This is a genomic window from Rugosimonospora acidiphila (assembly GCF_039543385.1).
Taxonomy (GTDB): Bacteria; Actinomycetota; Actinomycetes; order Mycobacteriales; family Micromonosporaceae; genus Rugosimonospora; species Rugosimonospora acidiphila.
Genome location: NZ_BAABJQ010000010.1, coordinates 154,973 through 170,718, shown reverse-complemented (window position 1 = coordinate 170,718; position 15,746 = coordinate 154,973). Strand labels below are relative to the sequence as shown.

The following is a 15,746-nucleotide window of genomic DNA, read 5'->3' as shown; positions in this document are numbered from 1 at the left end:
GCGGTGGGGCGGGGCGACCCGCCTCACCGCGCCGTCTTCTCCGCCGATCAGCTCACCGAGAAGTCGTCGGCGTGGTAGGCGCCCTGCGCGTACCAGCCGTGTACCCAGATGGTGACCGAGGTGGTCGAGGCGCCGGTGGTGAACCCGACCGACAGCTTCGAGTACGCCCCGGCCGTACCGGGCGTCCAGGTGCTCGGGTCGGAGGTTCCGGTACCCGTCACTCCGATGTAGACATACGAGCCGTTCACCCAGCCGGACAACGTGTACGTGTGGTTGGGCGACACGGCGATGGTCTGCGCGCACTGCGCGGTGTCGGAGTTGCCCACGGCGCCCGCCAGGGCATGGGTTCCGGCGTGCACCGGGCTGGCCACCACGCTGCAGTTGGCTCCCGTCCACGGGGACAGCGCCCCGGTCTCGAAGCCGCCGTTGACCACCGCGCCGCTGCCGCCCCCGGTCGGGGTCGGAGTCGGTGACGGCGTGTGCGACGGCGTCGGCGAGGCCGACGGCGTGTGCGAGGGGGTGGGCGAGGTCGTCCTGCTCGGGCTGGGGCTGGGGCTGGCCGGGTGGCTAGCGGTCGGCGAGCTGCTGGGCCGGCTGCTGCCGCTCGGCGTGACGCAGGTGGTGGTGCTGCCGTTGACGTCGTTGACCACGTCGTTGAAGAGGGTGGCCGCCGGGTCGAGGTCGTACAGGGAGAACATCATCGCCCCGCCGTACCCGTTGCAGTGCAGGTAATCCGCCTTGGCCTTGATGGACTGCGGGGAGTCGCCGACGTAGAGCGTGTTCCCGTCGTAGAACCAGGCGGCCTGGGTCAGCGGATCGTAGAAGGTGTCCGAGGCGTTGGCGACGATGTTGGTGATCTCCTTGTACATCGCCACACCCGGAACGTTGCCCGACAGCGTGAAGCCCTGTGACGGGCCGGCGGCCTGCTGGTAGAGGCCGTGGTTGCTGCCCGCCGGGACCCCGGTCCAGCCGCGGTAGTAGAACGGGAACCCGATGGTGGCCTTGCTGGCCGGGAAGCCGCCGGGTATGCCGTACGCGGGTGCCCCGACGGTCCACGCCTTCATCGCCTCGTCGATGCTGTATTTCCCGGTGCCCGGCGCGACCGGAGTCATCGGGTCGTTGGGCGAGGTGAACGTCGGGTCCTGGAAGTTGGTCGGGCCGGTCGGCTCGAAGCCGCCGTGCATGTCGTAGGTCATGATGTCGCCGAAGTCGAGGTACTGCCCGATCCGGTTGGTCTGGATGTACTTGATCTTGTCCTGGCCGGAGGGCAGGGCGGCGGTCAGCGCGTAGTGCTTACCGCCGTGCGCGGAACCGTAGGCGTCCAGTTCGCTGCGGAACTCGGCCAGCAGCGCGGTGAGGTTCGCCGGGTCGTTGGTCGGGTCGACGTGGTTGCCGAGGTGCCCACCGGGCGAGCCGGGGTACTCCCAGTCGATGTCGATGCCGTCGAAGATGCCGGCGGCGGTCCCCGGACCGCCATAGCCGCCGGAGGCCGGGATGTTGCCGGCGATGAACATGTCGATGCAGGAGCTGACGAACTTCTGCCGGCTGGCCGCGGTCTTGGCCACGTCGGAGAAGTACTTGGAGTAGGTCCAGCCGCCGATGGACAGCAGCACCTTGAGGTTCGGGTGCTTGGCCTTGAGCTCCTTGAGCTGGTTGAAGTTTCCGGCGATCGGCTGGCCGAACGCGTCGGCCACGCCGCTGACGCTGGTGCTGGCGTCGAAGGTCTTCTGGTAGTCGGCAAACTGGTCCTCGGCCCCGTCACCGGCGTTGGGATCGTTCTCCCCGCCCGGGTCGGGATCGGTCGCCTTGGTCGTCTCGAAGCAGGTGAGGTTGGCCGGGTCGATGTTCTCGAAGTCGTAGATCATGTAGTCGAGCTTGCCGGCCACCCCGCTGGTGTCGACGTTCTTGAGGTAGTAGGCGTTCTGGTAGATGGACCACTGGTCGTAGTACGCGATCTTCAGGCCGCCGCTGGTCGCCGCCTGTGCCACGGAGTTGCCCGTGAGCAGGGCCGGCACCACCGCCGCGGCCACGGCGACGAGCGCGCAGACCAGCGCGGCCGCGGGTGCCCTTCTCGACGCGGCCCGCGGCGCGCCGGAGCCCCGGTCCCGCTGCCGGCCCCATTCCGGGCGAATCGCTGCTCTCACCGCTGTCCCCTCCCCATCGGAGCGCCGGCTCGCGCCGCGTGCGGGACGGGCCGGGCGCCGCCAATCAGTAAAGAAACCTTATTGTTGGTGATTAATATTGATAGCAGTCTCCGCGTTGATAAACAAGCCCTGCGCGACAGACCGGCCCTACCGCCCCGGGCACCGGCGTGCCAGAGTGTTCGCGTGGATCATGTGCCGCTGCGTCGACGTTGGTACGACGCGATATTCGTGGCGTTCTTCGCGGTCAATGTCGGATTCGTCACGTACATCTTTGACCTGGAGCAGATCGCGATCCCGGACACGACCCACTTCCGGTACCCGATCTGGCCACCGCGCCCGCTGGTGAACCTGGTGCACTGGTACGGCGACAAGTGGGACCCGTTGCTGATGGCCAGGCCGCCGTTCTGGAAGATGACCATCTGGATAGACGTTCTCTTCTTCGGACCGTTCTACGTCGCCGCCATCGTGGCGTTCGTGCGCGGCCGGGACTGGATCCGGGTGCCGGCGCTGATCTGGGCCGGCATGATGATGTCCAACGTGCTGATCCTGCTGATGGAGGAGAAGTACGGGCAGTGGGCCACTCCTCACTTCCCCATGGTGCTGGCCGCCAACCTGGCCTGGTTCCTGCTCCCGCTGGCGATGATCTGGCGGATGCGCCACGACCGCCCCTTCACGAGGATGGTGACGACTTGACATCCTCCGCCGCCCTAGAGGGCGCGGATTCCCTCGGTCACCCGTGGGTTTTCCTGCTGCACCGACGACTGCCCCGTCCGGGAGGACTCCCGTCGAGGTCTTACACCGTCTCCACAGGCTGTCGCCGCCAGCCCGGCGGTCAAAATGTTGCGCGCCGCGTTGACATCCCGATCGTGGGTCGCGCCGCGGGGGCACACCCACCGCCGGATGCTCAGCGGCATTTCCTCGGCCAGTCTGCCGCAGACCGAGCACAGGGGGGAGGCACACGGGTGAACCCCTATCCGTCTGGGCGGCGAATCGGCCATTCCTGCCCTGCTTCTCAGGAGTCCCGTTTCCTCCCCGGCCCGAAGACCGGGGCATCCACGGAAGGAATCCGATGAACGGCTTCGCCGGCAAGTACGGGCCCTGGGCGGTGGTGGCCGGAGCGTCCGAGGGCATCGGCGCGGCGTTCTCGACCGCCCTGGCCGAACGCGGCGTCAACCTGATCCTGGTGGCCCGCCGCTCCGAGCCGCTGGCCGCGCTGGCCGACCGGCTGACGGTGCAGACCGTACCGGTGGTCGCCGATCTGTCCACACAGGACGGACTGGAGGCGGTCTACTCGGCGGCGGAGGGCAGGCCCGTCGGGATGCTGGTGTGCAACGCGGCGTACGCGCCGGTCAGCCCGTTCCTCGACCTGACGCCGTCCAAGCTCTCCACCCTGGTGGACCTCAACTGCCGCGCGCCCCTGCTGCTGGCCCGGCACTTCCTGCCGGACATGGTGGCCCGCCGTGCCGGTGGGGTCATCGTGATGAGCTCGCTGGCCGGCATGCAGGGCTCACCGGGCCTGGCCGCGTACGCGGCGAGCAAGGCCTTCGGTGCGGTGCTGGCCGAGAGCCTGTGGGCCGAGCTGGCCGGCACCGGCGTCGACGTGGTCACCTGCGTGGCGGGCGCGGTCAGCACGCCGGGCTATCAGGAGTCGATGAGCCGTCCGGCGCCGGGCACGGTCGACGCGCAGACCGTCGCGCGGACCGCGCTCGGGGCGCTGGGTCGGGGCCCACGCACGGTACCGGGGGCGATGATGCGGGTCAGCTCGGTGCTGATGAGCCGCCTGCTCCCCCGCCGTACCGCGATCAAGTTGATCGGCCGGGCCTCCTCCGGGCTGGCCGACTAGCCGGGCGCGCCGGCCGGTGAGTGCCTCATCACCGGCCGGCGCCGGGCCGGACATGGCAGCATTGCTGCTGTGGACATCGAACTGCGCGACAACGCCGACGAGAACCGGTACGAGGCGGTGGTCGACGGACAGGTCGCCGCCTACATCGTGTACCGGGACCGGTACGACGGCGCCCGGGTCTACCTGCACACCGAGACCGATCCGGCCTTCGCCGGCAAGGGCGTGGCCAGCTCGCTGGTCCGGCAGGCGCTGGAGGCCGAGCGGGCGCGTCCCCGCCGGGTCGTGCCGTCGTGCCCGTTCGTCGCCGCGTTTCTGGAGCGGCACCCGGATTACAAGGACGTGACCACCCTCTAGGCGCAGGGCGCGCGCCTACACCGGCCAGCGGCCGGTCAGCCGCCGTACCGCCTGGGCGGCTCCCCGATCCATCGCGGCCCGTACAATCGCGAAGACCACGCCCTGCAGCGCGGCGGCGGCCAGCACCTCACCCCAGCCGCGCTCCTCGTCCAGCGCGTCCGGGGCCTGCTGGTCGCCCGGGGCGAGCCGCCAGATCTGCTTGACCAGGACGCCGGCCACCGCTCCGGCGGCCACCCCGACGAGCAGGCCGACCGGCCGGTAGAACAGCTTCTTCCCGGCCATCTCAGGCGCGCCTTCGCCAGATCACCAGGCCGGTGATCAGCGCGAGCACCCCGGCGGCGCCGGCCAGCAGGGGCCACCGGCCGCCGACCAGGTCGACGACCCGCTCGCGCGAACGGCCGACCCGGTACGCCACGTCGCTGTAGACCTCACCGGCCTTGTCCTGAGCGCGGGCCTTGACGTCGGCCTTGGCGGCCAGCGCGCCGACGGTCTCGCCCAGCGCGGTCCGGGTCTGCTCGATCTCGGCGCGCAGCGCGGCGCGGCGTTCGGCCCCGACCAGTCCGTCGGCGGTCGCCGCGAAGCCCGCCGCCGGGCGGTGCCCGTCCCCGTCGCCGCCCATGCCGCCCGCGCCCATGCCGCCACCACCCGGGCCGCCGCCCAGGTTGGCCTCGTGCGAGGCGCCGTCGCCCGGCCCGGTACCGGCCATCGCCAGCGCGCTGCGGATGGGTGGGTCCGAGGCTGCCCGCGCGCTCATCGTTGCCTCCTGCGCTCGACCGCCGCGGCCACCGCCCCGAGGTCGCGGTGCACGCCGTCGACCGCTGCCTCGGGCAGCGGCGGGGTCGCCTGCTTGACCTGGGCGCGTCCGGTGATGGCCATCAGCCCGCCGATCGCCAGCAGCAGTGCGCCGATCACCATCGCCGCCGCCCACGCGGGCATCACCTGGGCGAGCAGCAGTACGCAGCCGGTCAGGATGCCGAACACGCCGTACAGGCTGATCACGCCGGCGCCGCCGAACAGGCCGGCGCCCTTGCCGGCGTGGCCGGCCTTGTCCATGATCTCGACCCGGGCCAGCGCCAACTCGTCACGTACCAGTGTGGACAGCTGCTCGGACAGGCGCCGGATCAGCTCCCCGGTGGACAGCGAGTCGAGCGCCCGGGATCCGTCCGGCTGCGCGCCGGCCGGCGCGGACGGTGCCGCGGCGGGGGCGTGGGGAGGCTCCGGATCCACGATCACCTGGCTCCGGCTGCGCTCCCGGGAAGAAGACTCGGACATCTTCGCCATTCGCCCCAGGTGCCCCAGGGCGTGCGTGTCAAACGCGTACCTGATAAATGTTCAGATGCCGGGCTCATCGGCCAGCCGCTCCATCAAACCGGCGGCGATCCGGACAATTTGCTGTTCGGCCGGGGTGAGCGCGCTGGTCATCGCGGCGGCCAGCCACTGCTCCCGCCGGGCGCTGTCCTCTCCGAGCACCCGCACCCCAGCCGGAGTGATCTCCAGTAGCGACTGCCGGCCATCCTCCGGATTGCCCCGCCGGATCACCAGCCCCTTGTCCTCCAGCGCGGCGAAGACCCGGGTGAGCGTCTGCGGGGTCACGTGCTCGGCGTCGGCCAGCGCCTTCGGGGTCATCACCTGGTGCCCGTACAGCCGGCTGAGCACGGACAGCTCCAGCGGGGTGACCCCGTGCTCCTGTTTCTGGGCGCGCATCCGCCGGGCCAGCCGGATCACGCCCAGCCGGACCTCCCGGACCATCGCCGCCAGCTCCGCGTCACGCACCGCATCCACGCGTGGACCCTAACCCGCCGTGAGCTGCTCTCCCGACCTCGGCCCGGCCGGTCGCAGGAACCCCGCGTACCGGCCGGCGAGGCCGACCAGGTCGGCGTGGGTGCCGCGCTCCACGATCCGGCCGTCGTGCAGCACGACTATCTGGTCGGCCCGCTCGATGGTGGCCAGGCGGTGGGCGATCACGATGGTGGTGCGCCCCTCGGAGAGCGCGTCCAGCGCCTCCTGCACCGCCCGTTCGGTGCGGGTGTCCAGCGCGCTGGTCGCCTCGTCCAGCAGCAGTACCGGCGGGTTGCGCAGCAGCATCCGGGCGATGGCCAGGCGCTGCCGCTCCCCGCCGGAGAACCGGTAACCGCGCTCGCCCACCATCGTGTCGTACCCGTCGGGGAGCCCCTCGATCAGGTCGTGGAGGCGGGCCGCCCCGGTGGCCGCCCGAAGCTGCTCGTCCGTGGCGTCCGGCTTGGCCAGCAGCAGGTTCTCCCGGATCGAGGCGTGCAGCAGGTACGTCTCCTGGGAGACCAGCCCGATCGAGGTGGCCAGCGAGCCCAGCGTGACGTCCCGTACGTCCGTGCCATCGACGCTGACCGTGCCGCGCTCCGGTTCGTAGAGCCGGGCGATCAGGTAGGCGAGCGTGGTCTTACCGGAGCCGGTCTCGCCGACGATGGCGGTCATCGAGCCGGGCGGGCAGACGAGGTCGAGGTCCTCGATGGTCCACCGCTCGGCCCCCTCGTACCGGAACGAGACGTCGGTCAGCCGCACCTCGCCGCGGGTCACGACCAGCGGGCGGGCGCCCGGACGGTCGTCCACGTCGACCGGCAGGTCCAGCACGTCGAAGATCCGGCCGAACAGGGCCATCGAGACGGACACGTTCTGCCCGATGCCCTGCACGCCGCTGATCGGCCCGATCAGCCGGTTCACCATGCTGGAGAAGGCCACGACCGTGCCGATGCTGGCCAGCGAGGCGCCGTGGGCCACCTCGATGCCGGCCAGCCAGTACACGATCGCGGGGACGACGACCAGCGCCACCCGCCGGGTGGCCAGCCGCCACCGGCCGGCCATCACCGCGGCCAGTTCGACGTCGGAGATCTGCTTGGACTGGTCGGAGAAGCGGCGGACGAGTTCGTCGCGCAGCCCCATCGTCTTGGCCAGCAGCACGCCGGCCACGGACAGCGACTCCTCGACCAGGGTGGTCAGGGCGGACAGGCCGCCCTGGCGCCGCCGGGACAGCGCGCGGCGCTGCCGCCCGAGCCGGAACGTCATGGCCAGGAACAGCGGCACCACCAGCAGGGCCAGCACCGACAGCCGCCAGTCCAGCAGCAGCATGGCCACGACGATGGCGCCGGCGGTGACCGTGTTCTGCACCAGCGAGCTGGCCGTGTTGGTGACCACGTTGTCGACCCCGCCGACGTCGTTGAGCACCCGCGACAGCACGTCCCCGGTGCGGGTACGCGTGAAGAACGCCAGCGACATGCGCTGCAGGTGCCCGTACACGCTTACCCGCAGCCCGTGCATGATGCGCTGCCCGATCACGTTGGACAGCTGGCCGGTGACCACACCGAGTGCGCCGGCCGCCACCGCGGACCCGATCATCCCCAGCGCCAGCCAGGTGATCAGCACCGCGTTGCGCTCGGGCAGCCCGCGGTCGATGATCGCGCGGAGCATGAACGGCGCCACGACATTGAACGCGGCCTGCCCCACCACCAGCACGAGCAGCAGCGCCAGCAGCCAGGTGTGCGGGCGGAACAGCGCGACGATGCGGCGCAGGGGCACCTTGCGCTCCTGGTCCGACGTGTCGAGCACGGCGGGCGCCTGGCGGGTTGCGGCGGATGTCATACGCGTGAGCGTACTATTTTGAGGCCGCCAGAGCGCAACTGAATAAGAAAGTAGTTCGCTGACGCTTACTATCGGGCGGCTGCCGGCCGAGCCTCAACCGGCCTGGACGGCCGGCCCCTGCTCGCCGGTGTGCCGACCGCCGGACAGCGCGTCCCCGGTGCGGGGACGGGTCAGCGCCCAGTAGAGCACCGCCATGCCCACCACCTGGGCCAGGTGATAGGTGGAGGTGGGGTCCAGGTCGATCCAGTGGGTGACGCTCGGGCTCAGCGCCTGGGTGGCGCCGGCCGCGCCGCTCGCGGCGATGGCCAGCAGCACCGGCCAGCCGAGCGGATGGTGCCGGTACGTGGCCCAGCACCACAGCACCAGCACGCTGGTCATGGTCAGGCCCTCGCAGGACATCATCGAGGCGACCCCGGCGTGACCGGTGAAGGCGAGCACGACGTACGCCACCAGCCCGACCGAGCGCAGCAGCCAGAAGGTACGCGCGTGGCCGCTGCCCAGCACCTCGACGACGGTACCGGCGAGCAGGTACGACACCGCGATCACGATCATCACGGTGATGACGGCCCAGCTGAAGCTTCCCCAGCGGGTCCAGCGCACCAGAACCGCGTGATGTACCGAGCCGGCCAGCGCCGCCGCGGCCGTCCAGCCGAAGGCCGACTGCCACGGCCGGGAGATGTTTCCCCTGCGGTGCAACCGCACCGCCAGCGTGGCGACGACGAGTCCGAGAAGGAGATCGGTCAGTGCCTGAGCGGGTTGGGCGAGCACATTAGCACGTTACGCCGCCGCTCCATGACGAACCATGGAGATCGGTCTCGTTGCCGGACTCGCCACCACGCAACCGGCCACCACCGGATCGCAACCGACCCGCGGCGCAACTTGCACAACGCCACGCCAGTTGCGCGGTCGGGACACACTAATCCCAACGCGTGGTCCGGAGGTGACAGTGGGTGGCGGAGTGTTCGTGACGGCCGTGCTGGTGGCCAACCCCGCGCTGCTTGTAGTCGCGGCGCTGGTCCGGCTCTGGCCGCCGCGACGCGCCGGCCGGGAACTGCGCCCCACCGAGATCGCCCTGCTGCGCTCCGGACGCACGGCCGCCGTGTCCACCGCCCTGGTGCTGCTGCACGCGAGGGCCGCCGTGGACGCCGCCATGCCGGGCACCGTGCGCCGCTCGGGCGCACTGCCGCGCGGCTGCGACCCGCTGGCCCGATCGGTCTACGAGTCGCTGGCGCGGCCGGCCGGTCCACGCGAACTGGTCGCGCGCACGCCGGTGCGCGGCGGCCTCTCCCAACTGGCGGCCGGCCTGGCCCGCGCCGGCCTGATGCTGACCTCGCGACGGAGGGTCACCCTGCGGGTACTGGCGATCGCCGCCGGGGTGCTGGCCGTGGCCGCCGCGCTGACCGGGGCGCCGTCGGCCGCGTGGTTCGCGCGGCTGGCACCGGTCGTACCGGCCGCCGCGATCGTCGCGCTCGCGCTGCTGCCCGGCCGCACCCTGGCCGGCCGACGGCTGATGCGCCGGCTGCGCCGCCGGCACTCCGACCTCACCCCGGAGCACGAACCGGACGCCGCCGAGTGGTCGCCCCAGTCGCTCGGCCTGTCCGTCGCCCTCTACGGCGCGCCAGCGCTGCGGTTGACCTTCCCGCGGTTCGCCGCGCAGGCCGGCCTGCTGCGGGACTCCTCGCGGGTGCCCGTGTCGGTGGCGGGTCCGGGGTCGCCGGCCAGGTCGGCCGGGATCAGCCCAGGTTCTTGACCGCCTGCTCGATCGCCCGGTGGAACGTCGGGTACGCGTACATCATGCTGCGCAGCCGGTCGACCGGGACCTCGCCGTGCACCGCGACGACCAGCGCGCCGAGCACTTCGCCACCGACCGGGCCGGCCGAGGTCGCCCCGACCAGCACCCCGCGGTCGGCGTCCGCGACCAGCTTGACGAAGCCGTGGTTGCCGACCTTGTGGATGTAGCCGCGGGTGGACTCGGTCAGGTCGGTGTATCCGGTCGTGACCCGCAGCCCGCGCGCTCGCGCCTGCGCCTCGGTCAGCCCGACCGCGCCGACCTCCGGGTCGGTGAACGTCACGCGCGGCAGCGCCCGATAGTCGGCAGCCGGGCCGCCCTGGCCCAGGATGTCCCGCACCACGATGTCGGCCTGGTACATCGCGACGTGGGTGAACGCGCCCTTGCCGGTGAGGTCGCCGACGCCCCACAGCCGGTCACCGGCGCGCAGCCACTCGTCCACCTCCAGCGTCCGGGCGGTCGGGTCGAGCCCGACGGTGTCCAGGCCCAGGTCGCCCAGGTTGGCTCGCCGCCCGGTCGCGACCAGCAGCCGCTCCGCCTCCAGGACGTCGCCGCCGTCCAGGGTGACCGTGAAGCTCTGCGCGTCGTGCCCGACCCGGACGACCTTCGCGCCGGTGCGCACCTCGGCGCCCGCGCCCTCCAACTCGGAGTGCAGCAGCTTCGAGGACTCGGGCTCCTCCATGGCGAGCAGCCGATCCAGCGCCTCGACGATGGTGACCCGGGTGCCGAACCGCAGGAACACCTGAGCCAGCTCCAGCCCGATCGCCCCGCCGCCCAGAATGATGAGCGACTCCGGCGCCTCGGTGGCCTCAATGGCCTCCCGGTTCGTCCAGTACGGCGTGCCGGCCAGCCCGTCGATGGGCGGCACGGACGGTGCGGTACCGGCGCCGAGCACGATGCCCCGCCGGGCCTGGAATGTCACGCCGTCGACGTCGACCCGGCCGGGCCCGGCGAGCCGGCCGTAGCCGCGCACGAACCGACCGCCCTTGCCGGTGAACCGATCGACCGCCGCCTTGTCGTCCCAGTCGTCGGTGGTCTCCCGCACCCGTGCGGCCACCGGACGCCAGTCCGGCTCCACGGTCGCTGTGCCCGCCATCCCGTTGACCCGCCCGCCCTCGGCGAGCAGGTTGGCGGCCCGGATCATCTCCTTGCTGGGCACACAGCCCCAGTACGGGCATTCGCCGCCGACCAGCCGGTGCTCGACGCCGACCACGGACAGGCCCGCGACGGCCAGCCGACCGGCGACCTCCTCGCCACCGACGCCCATGCCCAGCACGACGATGTCGACCTCGTCGACACTGTCATGATCAGCCATCCGCCCGTCCCTCCGGCTCGCCTGGCGACAAATCCGACCGGGGCGGCCGGCCACCGGTCACGACTAGTGTGCCCCAGTCAGAAGTCACCCAACCCGTGGGCCTTCTGGATCGTCTCGCGGACCCGCTCGATCGCCGCACCCGGCCGCGACGCCTGCTGCGCCGACGTCCGCAGCTGCTCGATCAGTCCGAGCAGGGGTCCGGCGGTGCCACCCTTGAGCGCGTCGGCGACCAGCGTCCGCGCCTCGTCGTAGTCCTGCGCCGCCGCGGCGGCCTTGGCCTGCCCCTGCTCCAGCTTCTGCAGCGCGGCGGCCAGCCTGGTCACGATCTCCTGAGTGCTCATCGGACCCGATTGTGCCCCAACGGCCGCGCCGGGGCACTCGGCCCGCCGGGGCGCCCCGCACAAAACCGCGCGAGGGGCCACCGCACGTCGCCGGGCCCGGGGCTCGCGCCCCGGGCCCGGCCCGGAATGTGCTGGGTTGCGCCGACGGTCCGGCTCGGCCGGCGGCGATTCAGCTAGCGGTCAGCGAGACGTCGTCGATGAGGAACGACGTCTGCACCGAGACGTCCTCGGTGCCGGTGAACCGGATCGTCACCGTCTGGCCCGCGAACGCGGACAGGTTGAACGACCTCAGCGTGTACGCGGTCCCCTTGTTCAGGTTCGAGTAGGTCGCCAGGGTCGTCGAGCCGACCTGCACGTTCATCGCGTCGAACACCTGCGAGAGGCTCGATTCGGCGGAGTCGACGCGCAGATAGAAGCTGAGCGTGTAGTTGCTGCAGCCCAACGGGAGGGTGACCGTCTGGCTCAACGTGTCGGTGTGCCGCTGCGCGTACCCGTCCAGCCACGCCTTCCAGGCGCCGGAGTGGGCCGGCTCCGAGGAGGAGTTGTCGATCACGCTGGCCGATGTGGTCCACGGTGCCGCGGAGCCGGTCTCGAAGCCCGGGTTGCCCAGCTTCTGGCCCGGGCTCTCGCAACCACCGGTCGGGTTGACGAGCCAGTTGAACGAGGTGCTTCCGGTCAGGCCGCCGCCGGTCGCGGTCACCGTGACCTGGTAGAGCCCCTTCGTGGTCGGCGTGCCGGTGATGACCCCGGTCGAGGAGTTGAGCGACAGCCCGGCCGGCAGGCCGGACGCGGACCAGGTGTACGGGCCGGTGCCACCGGCCACGGACAGCGTGAGGCTGGTCGCGGTGTTGACCAGAACGCTCTGGGTGCCCGGGTTGTTCACGGTGAGGCCGCCGGAGTTGAAGGCCGCCGTGCCGTTCGGGGTACCGAGCCCGGTCGGGCCGTCCCAGCCGGTACCCGCGGTGCACATCGGCGCGCCGCAGGAGCCGTTGCCGCCGCTGGTCACGTCGAACAGGTTGCCGGCGTGCGCGTACGGGTAGGAGGCCGGGGTGTCCGAGAAGCCCGGGGTGCCGGCGAGCGCGTAGGTCGCCGCGATGATCGGGGAGGCCGCGCTGGTGCCGCCGTACTCCGCCCAGCCGAGGTCGCTGTACGAGTTGTACACCGCGACGCCGGTGTTCGGGTCGGCGACCGCGGACACGTCCGCCTCGCCGCGACGGGTGCAGCCCGTGGTGGCCGTCTGGAACGCGGGCTTGGGCTCGTAGGCGGAGCAGCCGGAGCCCGCGCCGGCCCAGGCCGACTCGGTCCAGCCGCGCGAGTTGGTCGAGCCGTTCAGCGTGGTGCCGCCGACCGCCACGACGTACGGCGAGGTGGCCGGGTACTGCGCGCCGTTGCCCAGGTCGCCGGTGCTCGCCGTGATGACCTCACCCGGGTGGTTGAAGTGCGCGTCCTCGATCGTCTCGACGGTCGTCTCGGCCCCGCCCCAGCTGTTGGAGACGAACTTGGCGTGCGCGGTCGCGTAGTCCTCGGCCGCGAGCAGGTCGGTGTCGTTGTTCGTGTTCGCCTCGACGAGCAGGATGTGGCAGGTCGGGCAGATCGCCGAGACCATGTCCACGTCCAGCGAGATCTCGCCGGCCCAGTTGGCGTCGGGGGTCGGCATCGGGAACGTCGCACCGGTCTGGTTCACCTTGGTGAAGCAGCCGTTGGCGGTGGTACACGCCGGCAGGCCCCACTGCGCCCGGTAGGTGTTCAGGTCGGAAGCGGCGGACGGATCGTCGAACGCGTCCACGATCGCGACCGTGGCGGTGGTGGTGCCGGCCGGCAGCTTGTACGCGGCCTTGAGAGTGGACGGGCCGTAGCCGGCGGTCACGGCGTTGGGCGTCAGCGCCCGCGCGCTGTGCACGTCGGTGCGGCGCATCGCGAAGCAGGTCGACTGGCCTGGCTGGGCGAGACCGCAGATGGATGTGTAGTTGGCCGCGATGGGCGCGGCCGACGCGGGTGGCGCGGCCAGCACGCCGGCGACGAGTGCCGCCACAGCGCCGACCACGACGAGTACCGGGGGTCTGACCCGCATGCTCTCTCCTTCAACGCAAGGGGTCTCAGGATGGCATGGGGCGCGGGCCCGCAGTTGGCCCCCACCTTCCCATTGATTGACATGCTTAGATGGGAAAAAGTGGCGCACACCAACACAGCAGGGTCAAATGATTGCGCAGAAGACTGGATTTCGCATGTGACGAACGGATGCGAATATCGAGAAGAGCTGTAACAACGCGGCGGCGCTCCGCCGGGCTGACCGCCTCGGGGCCACCTCGCGCGGGGGACGCGACGTCGAGCCGGTGAGTACCGGCTCGACGGGTCTTCCGTTATCGGGGGCGGCTCCGCTCGCCGCCGTCGACGTAGTTGTGCGTTCGTTCAGCCGACGTGGTACTGCGCCCGTTCGGCCGACGTGGTCCTGCGCTCGCTCAGCCGACGTAGGGCATGCGACGGTCGGGGCGGCGCAGCACCGGCACCGGCTGCGGCCGGGAGTCCACCATCCGTCGGCGCCGGCCCGGAATCATCGCCGCGTCGACGGCCTCCAGGTAGACCCGCTCGTACCGGCGGGCCATCAGCGGCGCGGAGAAGTTGGCCCGCACGTGCGCCACGCAGTCGGCCGGGTCGATCTCGTCGATCCGGTGCAGGGCCGCCGGCAGGTCCTCCGGCCGGCCGCGTACCCAGCCGGTCAGTCCATCGCGGACCAGCTCCGGCACCGCGCCGCGGGACAGCGCCACCACCGGGGTACCGACCGCCATCGCCTCGATCATCACCATTCCGAACGGCTCGTCCCAGCGGATCGGCATGATGAGGCACCGCGCCTCGGCGAGCAGCTTGTCCGTGACCGTCCGGTCGGCGTCGGCCAGCAGCTGGATGTCGTCGCCATCCCGCAGCATCGGCCGGATCTCCTCCTCCAGGTACTTGGCCTCGCTCGGCTCACTGGCCTTGCCGGCCAGCACCAGCGGCAGGCCGGCCTCCCGGCAGGCGTTGATGGCCAGGTCCGGCCCCTTGTCCGGACTGAACCGGGCGAGCCAGAGCACCGGACCGTCGTGCCGCTGCGGCGCCTCGACCGGGTCCATATAGGGCAGTGCGTTGTGCACCGTCGCGGCCCACGGCAGGCTCGGGCGCGACGCCCGCTGGGATCGGGAGATGGCGACCAGCCGCACGCTGTCGCCCAGCGCGTCCAGGAAGTCGCCGAGGTCGCTGTTCACGATGCCGTGCACGGTCACGACGGTGGGCGCCTTGCGCATCGCCGCGGTGACCGGACCGTCCGTGGTGTGGTCGTGCACCACGTCGTACTCGCCCTCGCTCATCAGCTTGTTCACCCGCGCGGTGTGCACCAGGGCGGGCAGCAGCTGACCGAGCCGGGCATGCTGCAACGAGGGGTTGCTCGCGATGAAGTGGGAGGCGGCGGTCCCGGTACGTGAGCCGGCGCCAAACAGCGTGACCTCATGCCCGCGAGCCACCAGCGCGTCCACCAACGCACCAGCGATCACTTCCACCCCGCCGTACCCGAGCGGCGGCACCTCGTACCAGGGCGGAACGACCATGGCGATCCGAAGGCGCCGATGTCCCCGGTGCGGGGGCTCCAGTAGTGATTCGGTCACGGTCAGCCTCTTTTCTTCCGCGCTGGGGCTGGCGCCCACACGGGTCGATGTGGCCTCGTTCCCGGTACCCAGGGAAATCCGGCCGTAACGTTGGCGTCCTCGTACCGGCGCGAACCGCGCTCGCGAAATCCGGTGTTCGCCACCCCTTGGCGGCCCCCGGGAAGCACCCCACGAGGGGCACCCGGAAGCCGGACGAAGTGCGGTGAAATGGACATCCGAATCACCCTAAATCACCGTATAGTTGTGGCGTTCACGGGGCCTAGGGATGGGGGACGGGCATGGCCGCCGTCATGGTGGTGACCACTGAGGAGATTCCCGGGTACCGGATCAGCACGGTGATCGGCGAGGTGATCGGGTCGATCGCCCGGCTGAGCAACGCCTTCACCGAGGGGATCCGCGCGCTGGACGGGAATCTGAACCCGAAGCGCTCTTCAGAACTGACCCAGTGGCGCAAGGACGCGGTGACCGAGATGGTCGAGCAGGCCCGGCAGCGTGGCGCCAACGCCGTCGTCGGGCTGCGGTTCGACAACCGGAACATCAGCACGGCCTGGGCCGAAATCTGCGCGTACGGCACGGCGGTCCGGGTCGACCCCGCGACTGGCTGAGAGCCGCCCTTTCCCGGGACCCACGACCTTTTCGCCGCTTGGGGCAGCCTGCGGCCCACTGAGCCCTTAGCCGCCTTATCGTCCCGTCCACCCCGCGCTCGGCGGTTG

The 15,746-nt window shown here is 71.3% G+C and carries 17 protein-coding genes; 5 read left to right on the top strand and 12 right to left on the bottom strand.

Annotated features, from left to right (window positions below; all coding sequences use genetic code 11):
* Positions 1-47: 47 nt before the first annotated feature.
* Complete coding sequence (locus ABEA87_RS18935) at positions 48-2,144, bottom strand: glycosyl hydrolase family 18 protein (RefSeq protein ID WP_345631275.1); 2,097 nt, start codon at positions 2,142-2,144, stop codon at positions 48-50.
* A 183-nt stretch (positions 2,145-2,327) separates the two neighbouring features.
* Between ABEA87_RS18935 and ABEA87_RS18930 the strand changes: the two genes are divergently transcribed.
* Complete coding sequence (locus tag ABEA87_RS18930) at positions 2,328-2,837, top strand: EXPERA domain-containing protein (protein ID WP_345631273.1); 510 nt, start codon at positions 2,328-2,330, stop codon at positions 2,835-2,837.
* A gap of 14 nt (positions 2,838-2,851) precedes the next feature.
* Here the strand turns inward: ABEA87_RS18930 and ABEA87_RS18925 are convergent, their stop codons facing one another.
* Positions 2,852-3,142: a zinc ribbon domain-containing protein gene (locus ABEA87_RS18925; protein ID WP_345631272.1), complete on the bottom strand. Its 291-nt coding sequence runs from the start codon at positions 3,140-3,142 to the stop codon at positions 2,852-2,854.
* 71 nt (positions 3,143-3,213) lie between these two features.
* Between ABEA87_RS18925 and ABEA87_RS18920 the strand changes: the two genes are divergently transcribed.
* Entirely contained in the window at positions 3,214-3,987 is a 774-nt protein-coding gene (locus tag ABEA87_RS18920) for an SDR family NAD(P)-dependent oxidoreductase (RefSeq protein ID WP_345631270.1), read from the top strand.
* Positions 3,988-4,056: 69 nt separating this feature from the next.
* Positions 4,057-4,341: a GNAT family N-acetyltransferase gene (locus ABEA87_RS18915; protein ID WP_345631268.1), complete on the top strand. Its 285-nt coding sequence runs from the start codon at positions 4,057-4,059 to the stop codon at positions 4,339-4,341.
* A 15-nt stretch (positions 4,342-4,356) separates the two neighbouring features.
* Here ABEA87_RS18915 and ABEA87_RS18910 read toward each other — a convergent pair whose 3' ends face one another.
* From ABEA87_RS18910 to ABEA87_RS18885, 6 genes are all read right to left on the bottom strand, one after another.
* Positions 4,357-4,623: a DUF4235 domain-containing protein gene (locus ABEA87_RS18910; protein ID WP_345631267.1), complete on the bottom strand. Its 267-nt coding sequence runs from the start codon at positions 4,621-4,623 to the stop codon at positions 4,357-4,359.
* 1 nt (position 4,624) lies between these two features.
* A complete protein-coding gene (locus ABEA87_RS18905; RefSeq protein WP_345631265.1) occupies positions 4,625-5,095 on the bottom strand; it encodes a DUF3618 domain-containing protein in 471 nt (156 codons plus the stop codon).
* Positions 5,092-5,613 carry a phage holin family protein gene (locus tag ABEA87_RS18900; protein ID WP_345631263.1) on the bottom strand — a complete coding sequence of 174 codons (522 nt, stop codon included), beginning with the start codon at positions 5,611-5,613 and terminating at the stop codon, positions 5,092-5,094. The genes ABEA87_RS18905 and ABEA87_RS18900 overlap by 4 nt, the downstream gene beginning before the upstream one ends.
* A gap of 60 nt (positions 5,614-5,673) precedes the next feature.
* Positions 5,674-6,123 carry a MarR family winged helix-turn-helix transcriptional regulator gene (locus ABEA87_RS18895; protein WP_345631261.1) on the bottom strand — a complete coding sequence of 150 codons (450 nt, stop codon included), beginning with the start codon at positions 6,121-6,123 and terminating at the stop codon, positions 5,674-5,676.
* A 9-nt stretch (positions 6,124-6,132) separates the two neighbouring features.
* Positions 6,133-7,953, bottom strand: coding sequence for an ABC transporter ATP-binding protein (locus ABEA87_RS18890; RefSeq protein ID WP_345631259.1), 1,821 nt, complete (start codon positions 7,951-7,953; stop codon positions 6,133-6,135).
* Between the two features lie 93 nt (positions 7,954-8,046).
* Positions 8,047-8,721 (bottom strand): DUF6962 family protein, encoded by a 675-nt coding sequence (locus tag ABEA87_RS18885; protein ID WP_345631257.1) that lies wholly within the window; start codon positions 8,719-8,721, stop codon positions 8,047-8,049.
* A gap of 196 nt (positions 8,722-8,917) precedes the next feature.
* Here ABEA87_RS18885 and ABEA87_RS18880 point away from each other — a divergent pair, with 196 nt between their 5' ends.
* Positions 8,918-9,703: a TIGR04222 domain-containing membrane protein gene (locus ABEA87_RS18880; RefSeq protein ID WP_345631256.1), complete on the top strand. Its 786-nt coding sequence runs from the start codon at positions 8,918-8,920 to the stop codon at positions 9,701-9,703.
* Here ABEA87_RS18880 and ABEA87_RS18875 read toward each other — a convergent pair.
* The 4 genes from ABEA87_RS18875 to ABEA87_RS18860 form a co-directional block, all read right to left on the bottom strand.
* Complete coding sequence (locus ABEA87_RS18875; RefSeq protein ID WP_345631254.1) at positions 9,687-11,057, bottom strand: dihydrolipoyl dehydrogenase family protein; 1,371 nt, start codon at positions 11,055-11,057, stop codon at positions 9,687-9,689. The genes ABEA87_RS18880 and ABEA87_RS18875 overlap by 17 nt on opposite strands.
* 77 nt (positions 11,058-11,134) lie before the next feature.
* A complete protein-coding gene (locus tag ABEA87_RS18870) occupies positions 11,135-11,398 on the bottom strand; it encodes a DUF6244 family protein (RefSeq protein WP_345631252.1) in 264 nt (87 codons plus the stop codon).
* A gap of 169 nt (positions 11,399-11,567) precedes the next feature.
* Positions 11,568-13,469, bottom strand: a complete 1,902-nt coding sequence (locus ABEA87_RS18865; protein ID WP_345631251.1) for a putative Ig domain-containing protein — start codon at positions 13,467-13,469, stop codon at positions 11,568-11,570.
* 388 nt (positions 13,470-13,857) lie between these two features.
* Positions 13,858-14,976, bottom strand: coding sequence for a glycosyltransferase (locus ABEA87_RS18860; RefSeq protein ID WP_425570913.1), 1,119 nt, complete (start codon positions 14,974-14,976; stop codon positions 13,858-13,860).
* A 335-nt stretch (positions 14,977-15,311) separates the two neighbouring features.
* Here ABEA87_RS18860 and ABEA87_RS18855 point away from each other — a divergent pair, with 335 nt between their 5' ends.
* A complete protein-coding gene (locus tag ABEA87_RS18855) occupies positions 15,312-15,638 on the top strand; it encodes a YbjQ family protein (protein WP_345631248.1) in 327 nt (108 codons plus the stop codon).
* Positions 15,639-15,746: the final 108 nt, after the last annotated feature.